The sequence below is a fragment of the Pseudoalteromonas sp. NBT06-2 genome (assembly GCF_002276045.1).
In the GTDB taxonomy this organism is placed as follows: Bacteria; Pseudomonadota; Gammaproteobacteria; order Enterobacterales; family Alteromonadaceae; genus Pseudoalteromonas.
In genome coordinates this window covers 14,190-39,783 of sequence record NZ_NQMR01000086.1, presented here as the reverse complement: position 1 = coordinate 39,783, position 25,594 = coordinate 14,190, and the positions used below count along the sequence as shown (strand labels likewise).

Genomic DNA, 25,594 nt, shown 5'->3' with positions numbered 1-25,594 from the left:
CTTTAAAAGATCAATTTGATATATGTAAAATTTGTTTATGAAATTTTGATTGCGGCTTATCGGTATCAATAATGTAATAAATCAGAACGGTAATTAAGTATATAAAACAGCCTTGAAATCTTTAACTCGTAAACTAAAATATAAATATTAATACAATTTAAAACAATAACATGTATTAGATTTAGTGCACACTGCAACATCCATTATACGGTAAATGCACATACAAATTTTTAATTTGTATTCTGTTTATAACTTAGTTTTTAAATAAAATATATTTAGTTATAAGGTGAATTTTATGCAAGGAAATAATCTTATAGAGTTAGCTCAACCAATTAATTTAATGTGGGTTGTGATTGCCACAGCATTAGTACTTTTAATGCAAGTAGGTTTTTGTTTCTTAGAGGTTGGTGCTGTTCGTTCTAAAAATAGCATTAATGTTGCTGTTAAAAACATATCTGACTTTTGTGTTGCTAATGTTGTTTTTTTACTGTTTGGTTTTGCTTTTATGTTCAGCAATAACGGCTCTATAATTAATACCGACTATCTTCTGCTTTATGGCGTTGACTCCACACGTTTGTTATGTTTTTTTGCTTTTCAAGCAATGTTTTGTGGTACAGCCACGACTATATTGTCAGGCTCAATTTCTGAGCGAGCAACCTTTTTTGGCTATTTAATTCTGGCTATTTTTGTTTCATCCTTAATTTACCCAATTTTTGGCCGAATGGCTTGGGGAGGGGCTATAGAGTCAGAATCTGCGGGTTGGTTAAATCAACAGGGTTTTGTTGATTTTGCAGGTTCGAGTGTTGTGCATTCTGTTGGTGGTTGGGTCGCTTTGGCTGCAATCATTGTTATTGGACCACGTATAGGTCGCTTTACTAAAGGTTTACCACCTATCCAAGGTCATAATATTCCTATGTCTACTATAGGCACCATTTTTCTATGGTTTGGTTGGTTCGGTTTTAACGCAGGCAGTACTTTAGCTATGAATGATGCAGTTCCTATAATTTTATTAAATACAAATACTGCTGCTGCATTTGGTGGTTTAACAGCATTAATTTTAACTTGGCTACTAATGAAAAAACCCAATGTACCACATATTTTAAATGGTGTATTAGCTGGCCTTGTCAGTATTACTGCCTGCTGTCATGCGGTTGAAGTTTATGAAGCTGCTGTTATAGGGATACTAGGTGGAAGCATATATTTATATTCTTCACATTTATTAGATCAATTTGAAATAGATGATGTTATTCGTGCAGTACCCGTTCATGGGGTATGTGGTTTATGGGGAACAATCGCTGTCGCTTTATTTGGCAATAGTCATGTACTCGGAACTGGTTTGAATTTTGAACAACAATTATTAATTCAAGTAATTGGGGCTACACTGTGCTTTATTATTGCGTTTGGCGGTACTTATATCTTTTTATTATTAATAAAAAATATTGTGCCATTGAGGGTGTGTAAAGAGCATGAGATAAAAGGTTTAAATGTAGTCGAGCATGATGCATCTACTGAGATTTTAGATTTGCTTTATAGTATGGAAATGCAAAAAAACAATGGAGATTTTAGTCAACAAGTCTACGTGGAACCACATACTGAAGTTGGGCAAATTGCCTCTGAGTACAACCGAGTACTTGATAAAGTAAATGAAGAAATGAATATATCTCTTGAAGCAAGAAAGTTAGTCGAGCTAGAACACAAAAAAACAACTGATAGCATTAATTATTCATCATTAATTCAGCATTCGATCATTTCAGATGATGCTATTTTAAAAAATTACTTTACTGATTATTTCACTATTTGGAAGCCTCGGGATGTGATTGGGGGTGATATATATTTATTTAATGAATTTAAAAAGCGAAATGAGTGCTTATTAATGGTTATTGACTGTACAGGACACGGAGTGCCGGGTGCTTTCGTGACTATGCTAGTTAAAGCGATAGAACGACAAATTATAGGTAAAATTAATCAAAATACTCATATTGAAATTAGCCCTGCTTGGATATTAAGTTATTTTAATAAAGCGATTAAAACACTACTTCATCAAGAAAATAAGAAGAGTAAATGTAATGCAGGATTTGATGGTGGAATTATTTTATACAATAAAGATAGAAATATAATTAAATATGCAGGAGCTGAACTCCCTTTATTTTTAATTCAAGATGGAGCAATTGAATTAATCAAAGGTGATAGGCAGTCTGTTGGTTATCGTAGTTGTGATTTTGATTTTGTTTTTAAAGATCATGAAATCATGATAAGCAAAGATACTTACTTGTATCTCACAACTGATGGTTATATTGACCAAATTGGTGGTGATAAAAACTTTCCTTATGGTAAAAATAAATTGAAAAAAACTTTATTAGATGTACATAAACAAAGTTTCACTAACCAAAAAGAAATACTTATACAAAATAATACTGATTATAAACAACAAGAAGAAACGACAGATGATATGGCTTTTGTTGGGGTAAAAGTTAATGGCAATAAAATATGAATAATCTTTATTGGGTATTATATACCCAAACCACTTCAAGATGCAGGATTCAGTTGGAATTAGAAATGCTTTAGGCAAGGCATTGATTGAAGAACATGGTTATTCCCTTTTCAAAATCAATAACGCTGCATAAAGTATTTATAAACCAACCTTACAGGGACTTCTGAGCAAATCATGCTCGTTGCGTTGATTCCAAAGGTGCCTACATTCCTACATCAACACGCCTTGAATTGGGCTCGCTCAGATAGAACAGAAACATGCATTTTGAAGTCACATGGGTATAAATAATATAGCGAGTCATTTTTATGGCTCATTTTCTAAGTCTCTATGAATACGTATTCATATGCAATTTACTATTATTAAAATTGCCCGTACGCTAACTTTAAATCTCAAATAATTATTAGAATCTGAAGTTATGCTTAAAACAGTTTTTCCCTTTAAATTGGGCTATATGTTGCTTGTATTAGTCAGCATGTTTAGTTGGCAAATCAGTGCAAGAGATTATATTAGTCATCAGCTAAATGGGCAGGAGTTAAATATTTCAACGACAGAGGGCAGGGTCAGGTTATGGGCAATTTCAGATCACGCATTTGAAATTTTATATTTAACAGAAGGTAAAAAGCCATTTCCTTCCTTTGCTATTGATATGCAATCTATTAGTAAAAATAAGCAAAACTTCGTTACAGTTACACATTCTAAAAATAAGCTTACATTTATTAACGGTGACTTATCGGCTGTTATTAATAAAATACCTTTTTATATATCCTATTTTAATAAGGGGCAATTGCTAACCAACGAGCAACAAGACTTTGAAAACAAAAAAGCGTCACCAGATTTTAAATTTACTCTCACTGATAATGAAAAGCTATTAGGGACAGGTGAGCGCATATTAGGTATGGATCGTCGTGGTCAACGTTTACCTTTGTATAACCGAGCACATTATGGTTATACAACTGAGTCAGAGCAAATGAACTTTTCTATCCCTGCGGTTATATCAGATAAAAAATATATGATTTTATTTGATAATAGCGCAAAAGGATGGGTTGATACGGGTAAAACTGAGCCAAATACCTTGCAGTTTGAGTCGGTAGGTGGTCGTAATGCATATTTAATCATTACAGCAAATACTTACCCCAAACTCATTAACAATTATGTGAATATTACTGGTAAACAGCCACTTCCGCCGCGTTGGGCTTTTGGTAATCATGCGTCACGTTTTGGTTATAAATCTCAAGCTGAAGTCATAAATACAATCAATAAATATCGAGAAGAAGATATTCCAGTTGATTCAATTATTCTAGATCTTTATTGGTTTGGAAAAGATATAAAAGGCCATATGGGTAATTTAGATTGGGATTTAGATGCATTTCCAAATCCTGAAAAAATGATAGCTGAACTCAAATTAAATGGTGTTAATACAGTATTGATCACAGAACCATTCATATTAACAAATACAAAAAAGTGGCAACAAGCAGTTGATGCAGCCATATTAGCTAAAGATCCTATTACAGGCGAAGCAAAAACCTTTGATTTTTATTTTGGTCACACAGGTTTAGTAGATGTATTTAATCAAAGTGCGCATAAATGGCTTGGTTCGGTATATAAAAGATTAGCAATGCAAGGTGTTGCGGGTGTGTGGGGCGATTTGGGTGAGCCAGAAGTTCACCCATCCGATATACAGCATATTTTATCTGAGCATGATGCTATGTTTGCGACCGGAGATGACATTCATAATGTATTTGGTCATGAGTGGGGTAAGTTAGTAAACAAAGCTTTAACAGAACATGCGCCACAGCAAAGACCTTTTATGATCATGCGTTCGGGTTTTGCAGGCTCACAAAAATACGGCATGCTCCCTTGGACTGGTGATGTAAGCCGCTCATGGGCAGGTTTAAAACCACAAGTCGAATTATCACTTCAAATGAGTTTACTAGGTATGGCATATACTCATTCTGATTTAGGTGGTTTTGCTGGTGGAGAATCATTTGATAAAGAAATGTATATACGCTGGTTACAGTATGGAGTTTTCCAACCTATTTACCGTCCACATGGTCAAGATAATATTGCACCTGAACCAATATTTCATGATGATGAAACCAAACGCATAATTCGTGAATTTATAAAACTGCGTTACCAGTTATTGCCATATAACTATACATTGGCTTATCAAAACTCAATGTCAGGCATGCCTTTGATGCGGCCTATGTTTTTCACCGATGAAAACAATTCAGAGTTAATCGATGTAAAAGATCAGTATTTATGGGGCGATAGTTTTTTAATAAAACCAGTAACAGATCCCGATCTTAAATCAATCGCTGTGAATTTACCTAAAGGTAATTGGTTTGATTATTTCAGTGACAAACGCTATCAAGGTGCGAGGAAAATAACTTACCCATTAACCTTGAATACAATTCCGGTATTCGTTAAAAGTGGTGCGATAATACCGTCAGTTAAAGCGGTATCAAGCACAGTTTATTATGCGAGTGATGAGCTTAAACTTGATTACTATTTCGATAAAAGTGTAAATAAATCATCAGCACACATGTATGAAGATGATGGTAAAAGTGCTGATTCATTAGTCAATAAAAAATATGAATTATTAAACTTTGAAGCGCATAATGTGCTAAACAAGAATCAAGATTTATTGTTATTTAACTTAGCAAGAAGTGAAAAAGGTTTGGGTTATAAAGGAATGCCAGAACAACGTAGTATTGAATTGGTTATTCATAACTGGCACAAAAATAATAATCAAGCTTTATTCAATCAAACAAAAATAACAGTAATGTCTTCAGTAAAAGCCTTAAACTTAGCCAAACAAGGTTTATATTATAATGTAGATAAAAACACTTTAACAATAAAAGTAACGTGGGATCATACTGCTTCTAATTTCAAAATTTTAAAGTAAATTGTTAATTAATAAACACAAACTTTTCTAAACCATAGCTTTAGCGCATTCACTGGGGCTTAAACCATAGTATCGGGTAAATTCTCTGCTAAATTGAGTTGGGCTTTCATAGCCAACTTGTGCAGCTGCTTGTTTTACTTTTAAACCCTGATCTTGCAATAACTCTCGCGCGCGATTTAAACGTATTTTTTTAACATATTGAATGGGTGAAGATGCCGTAATTTGCTTAAAATTTCGATGAAAAGTAGATGAACTCATATTTGCCATACTTGCCAATTGCGCGACATCTAAATGATGTTGAAAATTGTTATGCAGATGTTTAAGAATACGTTCCATTTTCGCTAAATGCGTATTGTGAGATACCAAAGCAAATAAAGGCGCTGATTGTGGACCACTTAATATATGAAAAAAAATCTCTCGTAATAATCCTTTACCAATAATCTCACATTGTAATGGTGACTTAAGGCACTGCGTTAATCTGGTTATGGTACATGAAAGCATTGTAGTACATTGGCTTACATATAACCCTTTATTTTCAATAGCTGCACCTGTTTGTTTAATTTGACCATGTTCATCTAATACCCTGACCAATTCGTTTAGCATAGCTAAGTCTAAATCTATGATGAGTGATATTAAAGGTTTGCCATCTTCTATGGTTGTTTCGCATTCCGCAGGTAAAGGCAGCGTTAAAACAAGATAATTATCAGGATTATAACGATATGTTTTTTGGTCGAAAAACACTCGCTTTTGACCTTGTAATATTATAATGATCCCTTGGTTATAACATAACGGAATTCGGTCAGTAGATTGACTTGTTTTATACACACCGACACCTGATAGGGCGGTTTTATTGTAGCCCTCATTTTTAATGATTGATATGAGATTATTGACAGCATTTTCCATAGTGTAAACCAAAGTAATGAGATGAAAATAGTATAACTAAATACCAGATTTAACCCTAACCAATTATCAATAATGAGAGCTTTAGGCACGAAATTGAGTGAATAGCCCATTCTTAAGTCTGGTGTGAGTTGTAAAATGGTGGCATCTAAATAAGAGGTAAAAACCATGCAAAACTTTGATTACTACAATCCTACTCAAATTGTATTTGGACAAGAAAGATTAAATGAACTTGATAACTTAGTACCACACAATGCCAAAGTGTTAATTCTGTTTGGTGGTGGAAGTGTAAAACGTTTTGGCACTTTAGATAAAATTAAAAGTAGTCTTGGTAAGCGTGAGGTACTTGAATTTGGTGGTATAGAAGCAAACCCTCAATTTGAAACTTTAATGCAAGCTGTTGAACTTGTGCAAGCAGAAAATATCGATTTTTTATTAGCTGTTGGAGGGGGATCTGTAATGGATGGCACTAAGTTTGTTGCTTTAGCAGCTAATGAAAAATCAAACCATAACGAATTATTATTCCACGGTTTTGAAGTGGTACCGGTTGAACAAGCTATTCCGTTAGGATGTATTGTCACTTTACCTGCCACAGGTTCAGAAATGAACACATTTGGCGTAATAACATATAATGAGCAAAAATATCCATTTACTTCACCATTGGCATTCCCTAAATTTTCGCTATTAGATCCTGATCTCACTTTAACATTACCTAAAGAGCAAATAGCGAATGGCGTAGCAGATGCATTTATTCATGTTATTGAACAATATTTAACGCAACCTCAAAACGCTAAAATTCAAGACCGATTTGCAGAAGGCATACTGAAAACTTTAATTGAAGATGGCCCAATCACCTATCAAGATAAAACAAATATTGAAGCACGTAAAAACTTTATGTGGTCAGCGACTTCTGCATTAAATGGTTTGATAGGTGTTGGTGTAATGCAGGATTGGACAACACATATGATCGGGCATGAAATGACAGCGATGTTTGGCATTGCACATGGCAGGACTTTGGCAATCGTACTGCCAAGTTTACTACGTGAACGTACAGAGCAAAAAAGAGAAAAACTGGTACAATTTGCTGAACGCGTATGGGATATAACACAAGGCACTGACGACGAAAAAATTACTAAAGCGATTGATAATACAGAAGCATTTTTTAACTCGTTAGATATTGTTACTAAGTTGTCTCATTATGATATTGATGATAAAGATATTGAAACTTTAATATCAAACATGGCAAGAATGGGTTTAACACAATTATCTGAAACAGGTGATTTAACATTAGATATTGTTCATAAAATTTTAGTTGCTGCAAAATAATTACGATTTCAGTAAATATCTTATCACAACGCAGGTGGCCGCTTATCGTGTTACTTTAGGGGGGATTGGGTAGATATTATCGACCCAATCTCTAGAGCACCGAACAGTTTAAAATATAGTCACCAGCGAGAGCCAAAATTTTCGTAGACTAGGAAAATTTTTGTAGGTCTAGTTATTCTCCATCAAGAAAATTTAACGCAGTATACGGAAATTTTAGCCTCGCCCGCAGGGAGTGGCCAAAAATCACACATGCTACGTTGTATCAGCTCGAAATAGCCCACTATTCCATTCACTAATACGCCTAGCCTGTGTGATTTTTGGACCATTCTGATGTTCATATTTTAAACTAACCGGTGCTCTAGGCGCTTTCTCATCACATTTTACACAGCCTAATTTAAATCCTAACATTTCATTTCGGCCAGCATCTGTTATCACCCAAGGTCTTAAAGTCCAAGGAGGATTATGACGAACATGCTGATTATGTCCGCAAGCTAATTTAGCGACCCAATGATCTTCATCATCTTTGTGATAACCCACAATAGGTTGTTTCATTTATTTTTCACTTTAAATACATCAAATAGACAATACCAATAAGCGCTTTGAATTCTGGCTGATTGACCAGTTTATTAACGGAAATGGTATAATATTAGAATGCTAGGCCAAACTCGGTAAATAAACTGGAATTGTTAAAAATTATCGTTTTAACACATGTGGTATCAGATACTAAAAAATTATTGATCGTTATTAATATCAATACCATATTTTTTTGCTTTAGATTTCCACAACCGTTTAGCTAGTTTTTGCATATCAACTTCTTTATCACCTTCATCAACAATTTCATGACCTATTAAAGTTTCTAAAATATCTTCCAAGGTTAAGATACCGCGTACAGTACCATATTCATTGACGATTAAAGCAATATGAGACTTTACGGTTAATAATTCTTTCATGGCATGTGATAGGGTCATAACATCTAATAATGTTGGCATTAGTCTAATGTAATTGCTCAAATTCGAATGTGTGTTACCCCTAGCTTGCGCAAGTAATAAATCTGTACGAAGCACAAAACCGATAATTTCATCTGGGTGAGTGTCATAAATGGGTATTCTAGAAAACCTATTTTTTTGATGTTTATGAAAAAATTGCTCAACCTTAGTTGATTGTGGGTGAGTAAACATTACTGTACTAGGCGTCATTGTATCTTCAATCTTAATAGTTTGAAGTAAAAGCAAATTTTGTAAAATAGTGGCTTCTTCTTTATCTAAATGCCCATTACGCGCACTTAATTGAGCCATTATGTGGAACTCATTACGATTAAATCCAATAGGTTCATTTTTTTTAACCATACGATGCGTAATAAACTCAGATATTTTTATCATAGGATATAAAGCCCACACTAAAAATTTAAGTACATAAGCTGTTATAGGAGCCAGTGTTTTCCAATAAGTTGCACCAAGTGTTTTAGGGATGATCTCTGAAAAAAATAATATCAAAAGAGTCAGAATAGCTGATACTAACCCTAAATAAGACTCACCAAATACAATACTTGCCTGTGCGCCAACTCCTGCAGCACCAACAGTATGCGCTATGGTATTAAGCGTTAAAATAGCTGCAAGGGGTTTATTAATATCTTCTTTTAAAGTTCGAAATATCTTGCCTGATGGCTTTTTATTATTTTCCATAAAAGCAATATGCACCCAAGTTATGCTTAATAAAACAGATTCAGCAATAGAGCATAGAAATGAAAAAAACAAAGCAATAAACAAATAAAGGCTTAATAGAAACATGTGTTTACTAAAATAATAACAAGATAGTTAATATATAGCTTATTTAATGGGCTCAAATCAAATAAAGCAGAGTTTATGCTGATATTTTAATCAGTATAAACAAAAATAACAATAAGTTACTATTTTGGGAACTTGATAAAAGGGGTATAATAGAGCTTTTATTTTATGGTATGAGTTATGTCGTTTAATATTTTTGAAACCACTGAAGAAACTTCGTGTAATAAACCCCCTAAAGATTATCAAAAAAGTGGACTCATTAATTTTAAAAAACAAATTTTAGGGGTAGAGCAACCTCAAACTACGCAAGAACTGATAAAAATTATTAAAAACTGTAATAAATTGTCAAAACCATTTTATGTAGTAAGTACAGGAAAAAATTGGGGTTATGGTAAGGCATCACCTGTTTTTGATGATAATTTACTTATAGATATGAGTTTATTAAATAAAATACACCATTTTGATACGCAATTGGGTGTTGTTGAAATAGAGCCCGGAGTGACACAAGGACAATTAGCTGATTATTTAGCTGATTCTCCGTGGATGCTAGATTGTACAGGGGCTGGCCCTCAAACAAGTATAATGGGCAATGTGCTAGAGCGCGGTTTTGGTCATGGAGGTCAAGGCTATAGAAGCCGAAACTTCACAATTACGCAATGCATACTAGCCAATGGTGAAACAAAATCTTTAGATACATCACCAAGATATATCGGTAGAGCGGGGCATGCGGCAGGGCTGACAGAATTATTTACGCAAAATAATATTGCAGTAGTAACAAAAATTCGTTTTGAATTAGCATTACGACAACAACAAAGTTTACGCTGTTTAGTAAGACTAAAAAACGTTGATGATATAGGGAATTATATAGATATTATCCGTAGGTTAAAAGCAGAACACACTGTTGATACGTTACCGCATATCGGCAACAACTATCGCATGATTTCGATGATAAGTCAGTTTGATTTTTATAATTGGGATCCAAATTCAGGACCAAAAGTTGAAGATTTAATTAAGTTACAAAAAGACAATGATATTATGCCTTGGACAGCTGCATTTATTGTATCTGGCGATCCTAAAGTTGCAAAAGCAAAGTCAAAAAGAATAAAGCAAGCGTTATGTAAAATAGCAGATGTAAAAACGATCAGTTTAGACACATTAATTAATATTGATTCTATGTTGAAAAATGTAGCGCCTTATTTAAAAAACATTAATCGATTTAATCATTTTCAAGACAAAATTAGCAAATTTAAACGCGCCATGGTGATGTTTGAAGGCAACCCAGATCCTATGGCTATAAAGGGGTGTTACTGGCGAAATAAAGTAAAACAAAAAGACGAAAATAGAGATCCTATAGATGAGAACTGTGGTTTTTATTGGATAGCGCCAGCACTGCCAATGATAGGCGAAGAAGTAAATAAATGTGTAAACGAAACGCAAGTGCTGTTTAATAATTATGGTTTTGAATTTGGGATCACATTAACTTCAATTACAGCACACCTATGCCAAGCTATAATTAGCCTTTATTACGATACGACAAATCAGCATGAAAAAATAAGAGCTAAAGCACTTATACAGCAATTACGCGAGTTATATACAAAAAACAAATGGCAATGTTATAGACGCTCAGTTGATGAAATGCCATTTTATATTGCAAATGAATTAGAGCAAGATGCTTTAATTATAAAAAGTAAAATTAAACATGCACTCGATCCTGCTAACTTAATTAATCCTGGTAGATATCAAGCAAAACTTGAGAGAGGGTTATGTTAAAAACAAATATAATCTCAGAAGATAAAGACTTCGCACTCTTTGCTAAACATTACTGTGATGCATCAGGCAATAATACACCGCTTGCGCACTTTAAACGCGTGTCTATAGTGCGGGTATTTAAAAATAACGATGGGGCTATGCTGGGGGGATATACACTCAATAGCCAGCAACCAATAAGGTATTTTGATGATATTCCAGCTAGCGGTAAGTCACATTTTGTAGTTTCTAAAGCAAATGATGTAATTGAAACTGGCGGACTTTGGGTTAAAGGTGAAGTGAGCAATTTTTATAAGGGCATAATATATTTATGGTCTTTATACGATATGGCTAAAAGTAATAAGCAATTTATTATCAGTGGCGCTAAACATCCAAAAGTTGCAAAACTGCAATCTATTATTTTTCCAAACAAAGTATATGAAGGGCCAATAAAAAACACTGATTATATTTGTATTTTTTATGCAAAAAGGTATTACATTCCAATACAAGCTTTGTTAGTTATTTATAAATACTGGTTAATAGATCCATTAAAAAAACGGTTAAATTTAATAAAAAAACAACCAAAAATATAGTTTGCATTAAAGGGTTAATTAATCCCTTTTACCTTATTGGAGAGCAAATACGATTGATATAAAAAATAGAATTAAAAGTTACTGATTAACATTGCATTAGAATAATTTACACACAAACCAAAAAAAAGGAATATATTATGAAATTTGGCAGTATTTGTTTTTCGTACCAGCCGCCAGGCGAGTCGCATAAAGAAGTAATGGATCGCTTTGTGCGTTTAGGCGTTGCATCAGAAGAGCTTAATTTTGATACTTACTGGACTCAAGAGCATCATTTTACTGAATTTGGACTAACAGGTAATCTTTTTGTTGCTTGTGCTAACTTGCTTGGTAGAACCACAAAATTAAATGTGGGTACTATGGGAATTGTACTGCCAACAGCACACCCTGCACGTCAGGCGGAAGATTTATTGCTTTTAGATCAAATGTCAAAAGGTCGTTTTAAGTTTGGTGTTGAACGCGGTATTTACCATAAAGATTTCCGCGTTTTTGGTGTAACAATGGAAGATTCTCGTGCCATCAATGAAGATTTTCATACAATGATTATGGATGGTACAAAAGCGGGTACACTTCATACTGATGGTAAACATATCGAGTTCCCAGATGTAAATGTTTACCCAGAGGCGTATTTAGATAAAATTCCAACATGTATGGTTGCGGAATCAGCAGTAACAACAACTTGGCTTGCTGAGCGAGGTTTACCTATGGTTCTTAGCTGGATTATTACAACGAGTGAAAAGAAAGCACAGATGGAGCTTTATAATGCCGTTGCTAGAGACTGCGGCTATAGTGATGAGTACATTAAAAACGTTGACCACAGTATGACTTTCATCTGTTCTGTAGATGAAGATGGCAAAAAAGCTGAAGATGTGTGCCGTGAGTTTTTGGGTAATTTGTATGATTCATACGTAAATGCGACCAATATCTTTAGTGAAAGTAACCAGACTCGTGGTTATGATTATCATAAAGGTCAATGGAAAGATTTTGTTCTGCAAGGACACACTAATACTAAACGTCGGATGGACTATAGCCACGATTTAAACCCTGTAGGTACACCTGAAAAATGTATCGAAATTATTCAACGTGATATTGATGCAACAGGAATTACAAATATTACCCTTGCTTTCGAAGCAAATGGTTCAGAGGAAGAAATCATTGCCTCGATGAAACGTTTTATGATGCAAGTTGCACCATTTTTAAAAGATCCAAAATAAGTCACCTAGATTAACTTTAATTAATAATATATAAGGAATGTAACATGAATTTTGGATTATTCTTCCTCAACTTTCAGCCAGAAAATACATCGTCAGAAACAGTTTTAGATAATATGATCAATACTGTCTCTTTAGTTGATAAAGATTATAAAAACTTTACAACTGTTTTAGTAAACGAGCACCACTTTACTAAAAATGGTATTGTTGGCGCACCAATGACAGCAGCGGGATTTTTGCTAGGACTAACCGAACGTTTACATATAGGCTCTTTAAATCAAGTCATTACAACACATCACCCTGTTCGTATTGCAGAAGAAGCAAGTTTGCTTGATCAAATGTCAGATAGTCGCTTTATTCTAGGTTTAAGTGATTGTGTTAATGATTTTGAGATGGATTTTTTTAAACGTCAACGTGATTCACAGCACCTGCAATTTGAAGCTTGTTATGACATCATAAATGAAGCAATCACAACTAACTATTGTCAAGCGAATAATGATTTTTATAACTTTCCTCGCATCTCTATAAACCCTCATTGCTTGAGTAAAGAGAATATGAAGCAATACATTTTGGCTTCTAGTGTGAATATTGTTGAATGGGCAGCTAAAAAAGCGCTTCCACTGACATATCGTTGGAGTGACAGCCTTGAAGATAAAGAGATTTTTTATAAACGTTATTTAGAAGTTGCAGCACAGCATAATGTTGACGTATCTAATGTTGAGCATCAATTCCCATTGCTTGTAAATTTAAATGATGATTGTAATGTTGCTCATCAAGAAGCAACAGAATATTTAGCAAGTTATATTGCTGAAGTATATCCACATCTAAATCAACAACAAAAAATTGCTGAACTTATTAGCCAACATGCAATTGGTACTGATAATGATTACTATGAATCATCATTAAATGCATTAGAGCGTACAGGTTCAAAAAATGTATTACTGTCTTTTGAATCAATGAAGAATCATGATGATGTTGTTAAAGTAATTAATATGATTAATCAACCGATTAATCCTGCTCTATAAAACCCCGTAGGGCAAAACGATAAGTGGCCAACTGCGTTGCGATAAAATTTGTTAAAAATGACTTAACGACACATTTTATGCATCGCCTTTATTACATTTGTCGACTCGAAAAGGAGGAGCTTCTGAACAAACCCACTTCATCGTTGCGTTGAAAGGTGGCTACTTTTTGCATCAACACGCCTTGAATTGGGCTCACTCAGATAGATCTGAATCCTGCATCTTGAAGTGGTTTGGGTATAATCATTTATATTAAAAATATTTCAACTATTAATTGGTTAGCGAATACAAAAATATGAAAACATTAAAAGCATTATTAAAATATAGTGGTAAACAAACGACATTAGAATTTGTACAGGGCTACATTTGTGGGCTGGTGTTTTCTCCGCAAGAATATAACTTTGATAAATTAGTTAAACATCTTTTTAAAGTATTAACACCTGAGCATCAAATACAGGCACAAAAGTTAGTTGATCAAACAATGTACAAACTAGAAGTTGATTTTGAACAAGCTCAATTTAAGTTACCAAAAAAATGTGTATTATCTAAAAAAGATTACTTAGCTAGTTTACAACCAGATTCTGCTTTAGTTCAATGGTGTAATGGGGCGTTATTAGGTTTAACACAAATAAATAAAAGTAAACTCAAAAAAGAGCACAAGCAAATATTAAGTGTTTTAAAAGATGGCTTAATAACTTTTACCAGCTTAGATAATGCAAAGCAACAATTAGCTGTGCCTGAAGATATGTTTGAACATTTTTTACATGAAAGAAAACGCAATTTGAGTATCCAAATACATAATGCGCATTTTAAATTAAATGAATTTGAACAAGATGCTTGGTTTACAAATAACGACTATTTTGAAATGGACGATTTAGTTGAGCCATTTGACGAAGAAACAAGCGAAATAGAAGAAATGTTAAATATAATATTGGCAGATGAAAGTTTAGCAGTACTGCCTATATTAGATGATATGATTGATGAAATAGAACGACTTCATATAACGAAACAATTTATAAAACAAAATACGGGTTTATTTTGGTTAATGCCCGAAACGCAATCTTATATGCTATTGTGTGCTCATAGAGCCTATGTTTGTGCAAAATACAAACAATACGATAATGCCATTAAACACATGCAAACCCTTTTAACGCTAAACCCCAATGATAATCAAGGCATACGATACACCTTAACAAACTTATTGTGTATTACAAAAAATTGGGAGCAACAGCAAAAATTAGAACAAGCATTCCCTGATGAATTTTTAACTTTTACTGCAACTAAAGCACTGAGGTTATTTGTTCAGCAAGGCGATAGTAAAGCAGCGCAAAAAGTAAAAAAACAATTAAAAAGTGACAACAAGCACTTTATGAAAATACTTACAGGTCAAGAAAAAGTATCCTCAGGGAGTGAATATTTTCAACCAGGCGACAAAAGCGAAGTAACCATGTATATAGATTGCTTTGGCAAACAAGCATGGCTAGCCAATGAAGGCAGCTTATTTTGGCTAAGAAAAAACTAACACAACTTTTTTGATGATATGACAGTTTTAGTTTCACAGTAAAATAGAGTGTTAATACAAAATAACAAACATGCCAATTTACAAGTGAAAATATGGCTTTACAAATATACCCAAACCACTTCAAGATGCAGGATTCAGTTGGAATTAGAAATACTTTAGGCAAGGCATTGATTGAAGAACATGGTTATTCCCTTTTCAAAATCAATAACGCTGCATAAAGTATTTATAAACCAACCTTACAGGGACTTCTGAGCAAATCATGCTCGTTGTTGCCTGCATGGATGTAGGTACTAGAGCAATGCAGGAGCATATTGCCGGTCCATCTTTTTTAAGGGAATAACCATTAATGCAAAGATGCGCCTAGCTCATGAATTGCTCAGCAGTCCTGAACCTCACATCTTGAAGTGGCTTGGGTATATACTGAAGTGTTAAAAGACCAATAAATGGAGAATAAACTCATAATTTCATAACACTATTAAAGGATTGATTATTTAGCTATCATACTCATGTAAGCCAAAAGCTTGGGTATGATTGGTATAGTGAGAGCAAGAATGACGACAAAAAATTTATTAAAAAGTGAACGTGTTGCGTATATTTTGGCTGAGTTACAAAAGCGCTATCCCAATCCGCCTATTCCATTGGAACACCGTGACTCTTATACGTTACTTGTGGCCGTTTTACTCTCAGCACAGTGTACCGATGAGCGTGTTAATCAAGTTACACCATCACTTTGGCAATTGGCCGATAATCCTTTTGATATGGCTCAACAAGCGGTAGAAGATATTAAAGCGGTGATCAGGCCATGTGGGCTTTCTCCACAAAAATCTAAAGCCATTAAAAAGCTCTCAGAAATTTTGGTAGCAGATTATAATGGTATTGTGCCCAATGATATGGATGCTCTTGAAACCCTTCCAGGAGTGGGCCATAAAACTGCAGGCGTGGTAATGGCACAAGCGTTTGGAGTTCCGGCATTTCCGGTTGATACACACATCCATAGACTCGCACAACGCTGGGGCTTAACCAATGGTAAAAATGTAACTCAGACAGAAAAAGATTTAAAACGTTTATTCCCAGAAGAGAGTTGGAATGCACTGCATCTGCAAATTATTTATTATGGCCGTGAATACTGTTCAGCACGAGGCTGTAACGGTATGATTTGCCCTATTTGTACTACCTGTTATCCCAATCGAAAGCATCCAAAAATTGTTAAAAAGCCATAAATCAAAAAAGTATTTGAAATTATAATTACAAATATGTTTAAAGATATAGCAAAACTTGAAGAGTGTGTTGTGCTGGTGGTTGATGACTCTGCCTCAATAACAAACCAGATCTAGTTATTAAAAAGTGGCGGAAACGCTAGATAGCTTTGGTCGAAAATCTCTCGACTCGGTATTTTGATTCGGTACTTTAAAAATAGACGTAACCTTACAAAATATTGTAAATATACAGTCAAGTTATACCAATTATATTAAATATATGCTCAGATTTAAATTGATCATATATTTATATTTATTGAAATTGGTATTACAACCTTAAGCCAAATAGACACTTAAATGGGCTAACCACACTAACTGTGCGCCATAACTTAACCTTTGATATAAACCAGGCACAGTTTTTTGATGATATGACAGCTTGAGTTGCACAGTAAAATAGAGTGTTAATACAAAATAACAAAAGCTTGCTAACTTAAAATAGTAACTGAGAAACTCAACTTCAAAAAGAATGATCACTTGCGGTAGTAATAAACTGATAAACATAATAAAACCAGCCCATGAATGTATTATTCCACTACGACTGGGTGTTTTAATGTATGGATCTAAATCCATACCAAATAGTCCGGCTATCACAGTACCAATACCATGAATGATGACACATAGAGCAGTGAAAAAAATAATCGTATTGTCGACTTGCTGAATCATTAACATGCCTAAAATACAAAAAATAACACCTAAAGGAAAGTTATTGATAATAGGAGATATTTTTTGAGTAGGGCTGCCTAAAGCACCTAGTTCACTACAAAATTGTTTTGTATGGCTGTATTGCGGATATAAACGACCCGCGATATATAAACCGATAAAAAGCCAAGCTAGGGGCAGTAAACCAAAAAAAGCAAGCAAGTCATTCATTAAAATATATCAATATAGGGGTGTAAGATATAAAAATGGTACCATCCCAAAAATGCATGGTAAACTGCGATTTTGTAGTTTTATAATCCCATAAATGGAATATTTAAATGTGGCGTTATGACGATATAGCAATCATTACTGAAGTAATTAATCAAGGTAGTTTTATAGGGGCAGCTAAAAAGTTAAATATGCCCTCTAGCACAATTAGCAGGCGCGTTGCTCAGTTAGAGTCGTATCTAGAGGTGAGATTACTTGAGCGAAATGCTAAAAATTTATGTTTAACCGAAAAGGGGAAAAAGTTATTTTTTGAATGTGCACCTCATATACAAAAAATAAAAGCAAGTATCAACGATATCACCCAACATAATACCAGTGTGCAAGGTAATATAAAAATTACCGCTCCGGTAACATTGGCTAATGAATTACTTAATGATTGGTTTTGTGAATTTTCATTACAAAATAAAGGTGTAAAGTTAAATATTAACTTAACAAATCAATTTGAAGATATATTAGATAACAATATAGATATCGCTTTTAGAGTTGGGCCATTAAAAAACTCTCAATTTATAGGACAATTTTTATTTTCGACTGAAATGGTTTTATGTGCCAGTGAAAGCTATTTAAAGGATAATAAAATATTCACTACTGAAGACTTAAATAACCAACAATGGCTGCTTTATAATAGTGATAACAATAAAATTAAGTTGATAAATAATAAAAATAAACATTATCATGAGCTGAACGTAGAAACACATATCAGTAGTAACAATACACAAATATTAAAACAGGCATGTATAAAAGGGCTTGGAATTGCGTGTTTACCAAAAATCAGTATTAAGCAGGCATTAAAAACTAAATCGTTAGTGCCATTATTGCGCGAATATACAGTACAACAAAGCAAAGATGTTTATATGGTGTATCCGAGTAACAAGTATTTATCAGCAAAAATGATTGAATTTATCAAATTTATAAAACAACAGGGTATAAATATTTAATATTACAAAACTAGCCAACTAAATACCTTGAAACAAAAGCAAACTATTGGTTGATAGAATAGGGGACTTTGTAAATATCGCCTTCTACATTTTGATTCTCCACAAAGTAAATCGTTTTTTCGTCTGCTGAAACCGAAAACTGATGTGAAAATCGTTTTTCTGGCGATAAAATAAGTGATTGTGCTGCTGTTGTTAATTCATATTTCCAGACACCCGATTCTGGACGATAAAAATAAATACTGTTATTAATTAATTGCCAGTTTAACCAATTAATAATATCAACATCAGCTATCAAAAGTTGCTCTTCACCATTTATTAAATCAAGTTGCCATAATCCGTTTGTATTGAACTTAGTAAAATATAAATAATTCCCTTTTATTCTTCCGCTGTAGCCACCGAACTGTGTTAATTGTTTATGTGTTTTTTCTTTTACTTTATATAACCATAGTTGCCATTGCCCAGCGCGACTGCTGCTATAAATTATATTGCCATCTGGATCATAATTAACAACAAATGCACCAATTTCATTATTAGTTAATTGATGGGTTTTATCATTTTTTACATCTATCTGATAAATAGCCCCTTGCTTAGTTAATAATATATAGCGTCCATCTTGAGACCATTCATAACGATCAAACCCAAGTTTAAATGGTAAATTAATAGAGAGTGAAGATATATTGTCATCATCAATTATTTGCCATTGAAATACAGATTGCTTATTTGAAAGATAAGACAACTGGCCATTGGGTTTGGTCTTTGGCAATTGCGTAATTGTATTATCAGTATTAATTGCAATACGAGATCCAGTTACGATATTTTGTGAAAATATATGGCTTGAATGCTCAAAAGTACTAAAAAATAATTGATTAACGGTGCTGTCCATAGAATTAATAACGTGTCTATTTTTAAATTTAAGTTGTACTTCACCTGTTTGTACATTAATTAAATAAACAGCGCCATTATCAGCAAAGCTTGCATATTGCTTATCTAACCATGCTAAAGAATCAATATGGTAAGCGAGTTTATGACTAAATTTAGTTTTATTTGTGAAACTATCAATAATTAATAATTGTGTATTATTTTCGTCAATATAGCGCGCTATGAGTAACCAATTTTCATTTGGATGATGATCAAGTAAATAATCACCTTTTAAATTACTATGGCTTGGCGGTAAACTAATTGCCGACTTACGTTTAGTTTTAATATTATATTTATTAATAACATAAGCTTGGGTTTTATCGCCACGATCTCTAAAATAAATATTTTCAGAATTCCAATGCCAAGTAAATTTTGAAAAGCTATCTGATGCGCACTTTTGTATATTTTGTATTGAATTTGTCGAAAACTCATAAAACCCTAATTGGCACTGTTCATTTTTTTGATAACTGATTGCCATTAATTGGCTATTTGGACTAATAGCCGCATTATTTATTTGATGTTCTATGTTTAATTTTTGTGTATTTACGCCTTCGGTAACTAAATAAACCTGTTTTGATAGAGTGTTATTATCAAATTGCTGATATAACAAATTGTTAGCTTTTTTATCAACAGACAAGCCATACTCAGCCCCAAATTGTGCTGTTATGCGTGAGGTTTTTTTAAAGCTAACCAATGTTGATTTTGGATTTAACCAATAAAACAAAACAGCCAAAATAATAATACTCACAAGGCTAAAAATAAAAACTAGCGGTAATTTTTTAACATCTGCAGGGCTTGGTTTTATAGTAGGCGCTAATTGTGATTTATTAATATGTAATAATTTATAGCCAGCTTTTGGCACAGTAACTACGTAGTTATTTTCACTATCTAAGGCGGCTAAATGTTGCCTTAAAAGAGATACTGTACGGTTAATCGCACCATCTCCTACGACACGCCCTTGCCACACTTGTTCTATTAACTGTTCACGGCTAATCACATCACCATCAACACTAATTAAAGTTTGCAGTAAAAGACTCACCTTTGGTTCAAGTTGACGTGAATTCTCACCTAAAATGAGTTGTCGATTTGTTATATCAACAAAAATATTCATCAAGTGTACTTGAACTTTCAATGTGTAACTCACTGTATTTTAATACTTAAAAGCATGATAACAAAAACATAAGCTAAAAATAAGGTAATTTCGTATCTAAAGTGTTTTAGTTAACAAGTTGTTGTTTAACCTAGAACCGTTAACAGGAGAAAACAATGACAAAAATAAATTTAAACGTATATAAAACTTTTGTAGTTACAGCAATGCTTTCGTTGATGGCATGTAATAATACCGATTCACCAGAACAGACGCTCGAAAAACAGTCAGCCTTTGAACAAAATAAAAAAGTAATTGATGACCGTAAATATTACTTAATAAAGCCTGATAATTATAATGCCGATAAGGCATATAAATTACTATTGGCTTTTCATGGTTCAGGTGGTAATTCTGAACAAATGAGAAACATAGTTAGATTTGAAGAATACAGCGATGACTATTTAATTGCTTACCCTCAGTCAAAAGTAGAAGAATGGAATGAAGGATGTAATTGTAATAAACCAAACAGGCTTGGCATTAATGATTTAGAATTTGTAGATCACATTATTGAACAAATACAATCTGAACACCATATTTTAGAAGACGAAATTTATGGTACTGGATATTCACAAGGCGCTTTATTTAGCCAAAATTTATTATGTAATAGAAGTGATAAATTTAAAGCGATAGCCGCTGTTGCTGCTCCTATGTCAGTTCAACTTTCTGAGGCTTGTAATATCAGTGATCCAACTGATTATCTATCTATACATGGAAAAAATGATACTGTTTTACCTTACCTAGGTCGATATCATAGTAACTGGGGGTTAATATCAAGTCCAGATGCGATATCCCTCATAGCTGATCTTAACCAAATAAACACTGAGCCAACAAGTACGACAGTAAAAGAAGGTTTTATTGAAACTCAATATAAAAATGATACAAATACCACGCAATTATTAACTGCGGTAAATGGGGGCCATACTTGGTTTTTAAATAATTTAGATACCTCACAATATATTCTTAACTTTTTTGATCAAGCTACCAGTGTGCAATTGCCCAAACACTCTTTTATGATAAAAACACCAAGTGGTTTTAATCATGTACGTGCTATGGGGTTAAATAATGATGGCCCAGCGGTTGTTTTAATCTCTGGGTTTAATAAAAACTTTCACAGTGATTCGGCATGGTATGCCTTACTGCAATCATTACTTGCAGAAAACTACCGAGTTTACAGTATAGATAGAGCGGGAAATGCTTGGGGAGATTATAACGAAAAAGCATCGTATCAATATTTTGTTGATGACTTATACACCATTTTAAAATCCCTTAACGAAACTGATATAAGCTTAGTGTCATTTGCGAGCAGCAATATTAGTGCGCAGTTATTTCAAGATAAATATAGTAGTGAAGATATTAAAATTAATAATATGGTGTGGGTAGATCCTGATATTTTATTACCACACTCAATTGCACTTTATAAAGGTTATCCGGTTGATTGGTATAAAGAATATATAGTGGATTTAATGCCCTATTATGAAGAGCATTATTTTACTGAACGTTCAACGACAAAAATAGCAGCAGAAATCGTAGAAATAGAAGCAATGATACCAACAGAACTTGCAGATAAAATGGATTGGGAGTTTTACAATAATATTGCAAATCGTAGGTTAACCATTACAGGCCAAAAAATAAGAGCGACAGAAATCGCAAATTATTCTGCCGACTTAGATGCAGCACGTGATATTTCGATAAATACCAACATTCCAATAACCATAATAGATTCTGACTTTGAACAAACTGATATTGATAATGCAGAAGAAAATGTAGAAAACCTCATAAAATGGCAACAAGAAGGCACTGAATGGTCTAAACAAGTAGCGCAACAAACTGGTGGACAATACATACCACTATCAAATGCTAAACATTTAGTACCATTTGAAAACCCGCTTGTAATTAAACAGGCAATAGATCACTTTTTATCAAAATAAATAACCTTTAAAGCCAAATAAAACCGTGTTCACCCTAAGGAATACGGTTTTTACTTTAAATTATTTTGTTTTAAAAACTGTTAACAAAAGAAGGTGTGCTAATCGTTTAAATCATAATTCATCATTGCAAACACTTTAAAAGGTATAAATATAATTGCATTAAAATAAAAATTACAGCATGCTGCGCAAAAATAACAATGATGGCAAACCATGTTTTATTTAGAACAACTTCAACACAGCGGTATAATTTGGCTTTTATTGGCTGTTGCAATAATAACTGCATTTTATAACTCAAAAGTAAGCTTTGTGGCATTAGCTTTAAGCTTAGTACTGGCATTTTGGTTAAATCATATCAGTATTATTGGTGGCATAATAATTTGTGTAGGCTTGGCTGTTGCAAAATTACAGGCATTAACCCAAGGTAAACTAAAACTAATATTGCAAACAGCTGTTGTACTATGGATGGTGGCACTCGCTGCGCATTTAATACCAGGTTTTAATAACTTACATGTTTTAGAACAAGTATTAACGGGTGAAAACAGCCTGCCATTTTCACTGTATTTAAATTTAGATAAACCCCTCGTATTTTTTGCTTTACTGTTATTAATACCCGATATGCTAAAGCAACAAACATTATATAAACCATTGCATAACATCATTAATAAAACACAATTTGTAGGCCTTGTTACCTTAACAATATTAGGTATTTATGCGCTTGCTTATGGCTTTGGTTTATTAAAATTTGAAATAAGTACACCTGCTTGGTTATGGGTATTTGCATTAAATAACTTAATCATAACCTGCGTAGTAGAAGAGGCCTTTTTTAGAGGTTTTATACAAACCAAATTAGCCAATAAACTCAAACCGATATGGGCAGTGTTAATAACCAGCTGCTTATTTGGTATTGCGCATTTTGCTGGAGGTATAGCTTATGTATTTGTGGCCACAATAGCGGGTGCATTATACGGTTTAACCTATTTATATACAGGCAGATTAACAGCCGCAATAGCAGTGCATTTTATATTAAATATTGGACACTTATTATTATTTACCTATCCCATGGCAAAATAAGGGGATTTAAAATTTAGCTCTGAAAATATAAAAACGGTACAAATACACTAATTGTTATGTTAACTTAGCTAAGTCAATGGAATATATAACATAATAATAAAACGGATAACACTTGGCTGATCTCAACAATACTTATTACAATCTAAATGCCCAAGCTTTTAGTGATTCAACATTTACTGTTGATATGCAGCCTATATATGATAAATTTTTACCCTTAATTCCCGTAGGTGGTCATATATTAGATGGCGGTTGTGGCAGTGCCCGCGATGCCAAAGCATTTAAAGACCAAGGCTTTAAAGTAACCGCAATTGATGCAAGTGAAGAGTTAGTTAAAATTGCCACACAATACTTAGGCCAACCTGTTTTACACAAAAACTTTAAGCAAATAAAAGATATAAACACCTTTGATGGTATTTGGTGTTGCGCCAGTTTATTACACGTACCGTTAAATGAACTCCCCGCTGTATTTACCAAACTAAGCACCGCATTAAAACAAAAAGGTGTTTTATATGTTTCGTTTAAATATGGCGAGCCACAAACAATACCACGCGAACATAACGGTAGGCTGTTTACCGATTTAAACGAGCAAAGCTTAAATACTTTATTAGCCAAGCAACAAAACTTACAACTGAATAAAACATGGATCACAGGCGATAGACGCGCAGAACGCGAAGGTGAACAATGGTTAAATGCTATTGTTGTTAAAAAATATGAAAAATCAAACAGCACGCAGGAGCAGGCCGATTTGCAAAATTATAATAAAGCAAATCACTAATGCCTGTATCGCAACAAAAACAACTCGACTTTATAACCTTCATTCAACGATTACTGGTTGAAGGCGATTTTGTCGCCACCTATAAATACGCACTTTTACATGCCATTGCTGATATTTGCATAGAACAACCGTTAAGAGATGATCCAAATTACGAATTGGTTATTCCATTCACTGAAATTGTAGAAAAGTTCGTTATTCTATATTGGCAACATGCAGTGCCTTTTAGTGCTGATGCACAAGTTGATGAATCTGACTTACTAATTAAGCAAAACACTGGCAAACAAGCCAAAATTATCTCTAGCCTATTTGAATGCCAAAACAATAATATTAAAAATACCAATCAGCTGGTTAAAAGCGAATATTGGAGCGGTATAAAACGCGATACCTTAAAAACCTTAAAAGAAGGCCCTTTGTGGCGTTTGCAAAAACTAGCCAAGCAAGATAACTGCTTTTTATACCCACATGATAAAACAGTACAGCACATTACTTTAAAACCGAGCATTGCATTTTGTTTTAGACGTTTTTACGATTTAGTGGTGCATTTAGCCCGAAGTGCTTGGGTAAACAAAATTCAAAGCATTACAGCGAATCAAAATATACTAGGCAACCAAACCCAATTACATGATTTTTTATTTGGTGTAAAACGACAGACGATCACCAAAGCCAAGCCCATATTACTAGAGATCCAAAAAGACGCTTGTTTTTATTGTCAAAAGCCACTCAATAGTAATCGCAAAAGTAGTGACAACAAAGCAAGTAAAGTTGAAATTGATCACTTTATTCCCTTTACTAAATACGCTAATGATTTAGGCCATAACTTTGTAGCTGCTCACAGCACTTGTAATAACGCTAAGCGCGATCATCTAGCAGCCATAGAACATAAAGATCGTTGGTTTGAGCAAAATATAGTTCAGCACAGCAATACCCTAAATGACGAACTCAGCCAATATTTTAATTGCGATGCTCAGCGTTCAGAATCAGTAACAAGTTGGGCATATCAAATAGCAGCGAATAACGGGGCAAGGTTGTGGCTTGGGGGGAAGGAGTTTATGGATTGTATTCGGTGAGATTCGATATTTTTAAAGGAAAAAAGAGTAAAAGGCAAAACCCTTTCGTTACTTAGTTAGTTTGCAGATA

Annotated in this window: 18 protein-coding genes and 1 pseudogene; 14 read left to right on the top strand and 5 right to left on the bottom strand. The window is 33.7% G+C overall.

Going from position 1 to position 25,594, the window contains the following annotated elements:
- Positions 1 to 295: 295 nt before the first annotated feature.
- Positions 296 to 2,491: an ammonium transporter gene (gene amt / locus CJF42_RS16385; RefSeq protein WP_095367724.1), complete on the top strand. Its 2,196-nt coding sequence runs from the start codon at positions 296 to 298 to the stop codon at positions 2,489 to 2,491.
- Between the two features lie 415 nt (positions 2,492 to 2,906).
- Complete coding sequence (locus tag CJF42_RS16380) at positions 2,907 to 5,396, top strand: glycoside hydrolase family 31 protein (protein WP_252097638.1); 2,490 nt, start codon at positions 2,907 to 2,909, stop codon at positions 5,394 to 5,396.
- 27 nt (positions 5,397 to 5,423) lie between these two features.
- On the opposite strand, the gene CJF42_RS16375 is transcribed toward CJF42_RS16380, so the two are convergent.
- On the bottom strand, positions 5,424 to 6,299 hold the full coding sequence (locus CJF42_RS16375) for an AraC family transcriptional regulator (protein WP_095367723.1): 876 nt from the start codon (positions 6,297 to 6,299) through the stop codon (positions 5,424 to 5,426).
- Positions 6,300 to 6,464: 165 nt separating this feature from the next.
- On the opposite strand from CJF42_RS16375, the gene CJF42_RS16370 reads away from it, so the two are divergent.
- Positions 6,465 to 7,622, top strand: coding sequence for an iron-containing alcohol dehydrogenase (locus tag CJF42_RS16370; RefSeq protein WP_095367722.1), 1,158 nt, complete (start codon positions 6,465 to 6,467; stop codon positions 7,620 to 7,622).
- A 357-nt stretch (positions 7,623 to 7,979) separates the two neighbouring features.
- Here the strand turns inward: CJF42_RS16370 and CJF42_RS16365 are convergent.
- Together CJF42_RS16365 and CJF42_RS16360 are read right to left on the bottom strand one after the other, a co-directional pair.
- Positions 7,980 to 8,174, bottom strand: a pseudogene (locus CJF42_RS16365) (DUF3565 domain-containing protein); the annotation flags it as partial.
- Between the two features lie 179 nt (positions 8,175 to 8,353).
- The gene (locus CJF42_RS16360; RefSeq protein ID WP_095367720.1) at positions 8,354 to 9,409 is read right to left on the bottom strand and encodes a CNNM domain-containing protein; all 1,056 of its coding nucleotides are present in this window, start codon (positions 9,407 to 9,409) and stop codon (positions 8,354 to 8,356) included.
- A 177-nt stretch (positions 9,410 to 9,586) separates the two neighbouring features.
- Here CJF42_RS16360 and CJF42_RS16355 point away from each other — a divergent pair, with 177 nt between their 5' ends.
- From CJF42_RS16355 to nth, 6 genes are all read left to right on the top strand, one after another.
- A complete protein-coding gene (locus CJF42_RS16355; protein ID WP_095367719.1) occupies positions 9,587 to 11,176 on the top strand; it encodes an FAD-binding oxidoreductase in 1,590 nt (529 codons plus the stop codon).
- The gene (locus CJF42_RS16350) at positions 11,170 to 11,745 is read left to right on the top strand and encodes a hypothetical protein (protein ID WP_095367718.1); all 576 of its coding nucleotides are present in this window, start codon (positions 11,170 to 11,172) and stop codon (positions 11,743 to 11,745) included. Before CJF42_RS16355 ends, CJF42_RS16350 begins: the two co-directional genes overlap by 7 nt.
- Before the next feature lie 137 nt (positions 11,746 to 11,882).
- The gene (gene luxA, locus CJF42_RS16345; RefSeq protein WP_095367717.1) at positions 11,883 to 12,956 is read left to right on the top strand and encodes a luciferase subunit alpha; all 1,074 of its coding nucleotides are present in this window, start codon (positions 11,883 to 11,885) and stop codon (positions 12,954 to 12,956) included.
- Positions 12,957 to 13,000: 44 nt separating this feature from the next.
- A complete protein-coding gene (gene luxB / locus CJF42_RS16340) occupies positions 13,001 to 13,978 on the top strand; it encodes a luciferase subunit beta (protein ID WP_095367716.1) in 978 nt (325 codons plus the stop codon).
- A gap of 292 nt (positions 13,979 to 14,270) precedes the next feature.
- On the top strand, positions 14,271 to 15,497 hold the full coding sequence (locus CJF42_RS16335) for a UPF0149 family protein (protein WP_095367715.1): 1,227 nt from the start codon (positions 14,271 to 14,273) through the stop codon (positions 15,495 to 15,497).
- Positions 15,498 to 16,024: 527 nt separating this feature from the next.
- Positions 16,025 to 16,717, top strand: coding sequence for an endonuclease III (nth, locus tag CJF42_RS16325; RefSeq protein WP_252097637.1), 693 nt, complete (start codon positions 16,025 to 16,027; stop codon positions 16,715 to 16,717).
- Positions 16,718 to 17,029: 312 nt separating this feature from the next.
- On the opposite strand, the gene CJF42_RS16320 is transcribed toward nth, so the two are convergent.
- The gene (locus CJF42_RS16320; protein WP_095367714.1) at positions 17,030 to 17,623 is read right to left on the bottom strand and encodes a DUF998 domain-containing protein; all 594 of its coding nucleotides are present in this window, start codon (positions 17,621 to 17,623) and stop codon (positions 17,030 to 17,032) included.
- A gap of 107 nt (positions 17,624 to 17,730) precedes the next feature.
- On the opposite strand from CJF42_RS16320, the gene CJF42_RS16315 reads away from it, so the two are divergent.
- The gene (locus tag CJF42_RS16315; protein WP_095367713.1) at positions 17,731 to 18,618 is read left to right on the top strand and encodes a LysR family transcriptional regulator; all 888 of its coding nucleotides are present in this window, start codon (positions 17,731 to 17,733) and stop codon (positions 18,616 to 18,618) included.
- A 43-nt stretch (positions 18,619 to 18,661) separates the two neighbouring features.
- Here the strand turns inward: CJF42_RS16315 and CJF42_RS16310 are convergent, their stop codons facing one another.
- Positions 18,662 to 20,647 carry a winged helix-turn-helix domain-containing protein gene (locus CJF42_RS16310; protein ID WP_095367712.1) on the bottom strand — a complete coding sequence of 662 codons (1,986 nt, stop codon included), beginning with the start codon at positions 20,645 to 20,647 and terminating at the stop codon, positions 18,662 to 18,664.
- Between the two features lie 155 nt (positions 20,648 to 20,802).
- Between CJF42_RS16310 and CJF42_RS16305 the strand changes: the two genes are divergently transcribed.
- The 4 genes from CJF42_RS16305 (at position 20,803) to CJF42_RS16290 (ending at position 25,524) form a co-directional block, all read left to right on the top strand.
- Positions 20,803 to 22,611, top strand: a complete 1,809-nt coding sequence (locus CJF42_RS16305; protein WP_095367711.1) for a hypothetical protein — start codon at positions 20,803 to 20,805, stop codon at positions 22,609 to 22,611.
- Positions 22,612 to 22,821: 210 nt separating this feature from the next.
- Positions 22,822 to 23,682, top strand: a complete 861-nt coding sequence (locus CJF42_RS16300; RefSeq protein ID WP_095367710.1) for a CPBP family intramembrane glutamic endopeptidase — start codon at positions 22,822 to 22,824, stop codon at positions 23,680 to 23,682.
- Between the two features lie 112 nt (positions 23,683 to 23,794).
- Entirely contained in the window at positions 23,795 to 24,457 is a 663-nt protein-coding gene (locus tag CJF42_RS16295; RefSeq protein WP_095367709.1) for a class I SAM-dependent methyltransferase, read from the top strand.
- The gene (locus CJF42_RS16290) at positions 24,457 to 25,524 is read left to right on the top strand and encodes a DUF8808 domain-containing protein (RefSeq protein WP_095367708.1); all 1,068 of its coding nucleotides are present in this window, start codon (positions 24,457 to 24,459) and stop codon (positions 25,522 to 25,524) included. Before CJF42_RS16295 ends, CJF42_RS16290 begins: the two co-directional genes overlap by 1 nt.
- Positions 25,525 to 25,594 lie beyond the last annotated feature (70 nt).

Coding starts and splice junctions, on each gene's coding strand:
- amt (WP_095367724.1), top strand. CDS start 296: ATGCAAGGAAATAATCTTATAGAGTTAGCTCAACCAATTAATTTAATG.
- CJF42_RS16380 (WP_252097638.1), top strand. CDS start 2,907: ATGCTTAAAACAGTTTTTCCCTTTAAATTGGGCTATATGTTGCTTGTA.
- CJF42_RS16375 (WP_095367723.1), bottom strand. CDS start 6,299: ATGGAAAATGCTGTCAATAATCTCATATCAATCATTAAAAATGAGGGC.
- CJF42_RS16370 (WP_095367722.1), top strand. CDS start 6,465: ATGCAAAACTTTGATTACTACAATCCTACTCAAATTGTATTTGGACAA.
- CJF42_RS16360 (WP_095367720.1), bottom strand. CDS start 9,409: ATGTTTCTATTAAGCCTTTATTTGTTTATTGCTTTGTTTTTTTCATTT.
- CJF42_RS16355 (WP_095367719.1), top strand. CDS start 9,587: ATGTCGTTTAATATTTTTGAAACCACTGAAGAAACTTCGTGTAATAAA.
- CJF42_RS16350 (WP_095367718.1), top strand. CDS start 11,170: ATGTTAAAAACAAATATAATCTCAGAAGATAAAGACTTCGCACTCTTT.
- luxA (WP_095367717.1), top strand. CDS start 11,883: ATGAAATTTGGCAGTATTTGTTTTTCGTACCAGCCGCCAGGCGAGTCG.
- luxB (WP_095367716.1), top strand. CDS start 13,001: ATGAATTTTGGATTATTCTTCCTCAACTTTCAGCCAGAAAATACATCG.
- CJF42_RS16335 (WP_095367715.1), top strand. CDS start 14,271: ATGAAAACATTAAAAGCATTATTAAAATATAGTGGTAAACAAACGACA.
- nth (WP_252097637.1), top strand. CDS start 16,025: ATGATTGGTATAGTGAGAGCAAGAATGACGACAAAAAATTTATTAAAA.
- CJF42_RS16320 (WP_095367714.1), bottom strand. CDS start 17,623: ATGAATGACTTGCTTGCTTTTTTTGGTTTACTGCCCCTAGCTTGGCTT.
- CJF42_RS16315 (WP_095367713.1), top strand. CDS start 17,731: ATGTGGCGTTATGACGATATAGCAATCATTACTGAAGTAATTAATCAA.
- CJF42_RS16310 (WP_095367712.1), bottom strand. CDS start 20,647: ATGAATATTTTTGTTGATATAACAAATCGACAACTCATTTTAGGTGAG.
- CJF42_RS16305 (WP_095367711.1), top strand. CDS start 20,803: ATGACAAAAATAAATTTAAACGTATATAAAACTTTTGTAGTTACAGCA.
- CJF42_RS16300 (WP_095367710.1), top strand. CDS start 22,822: ATGTTTTATTTAGAACAACTTCAACACAGCGGTATAATTTGGCTTTTA.
- CJF42_RS16290 (WP_095367708.1), top strand. CDS start 24,457: ATGCCTGTATCGCAACAAAAACAACTCGACTTTATAACCTTCATTCAA.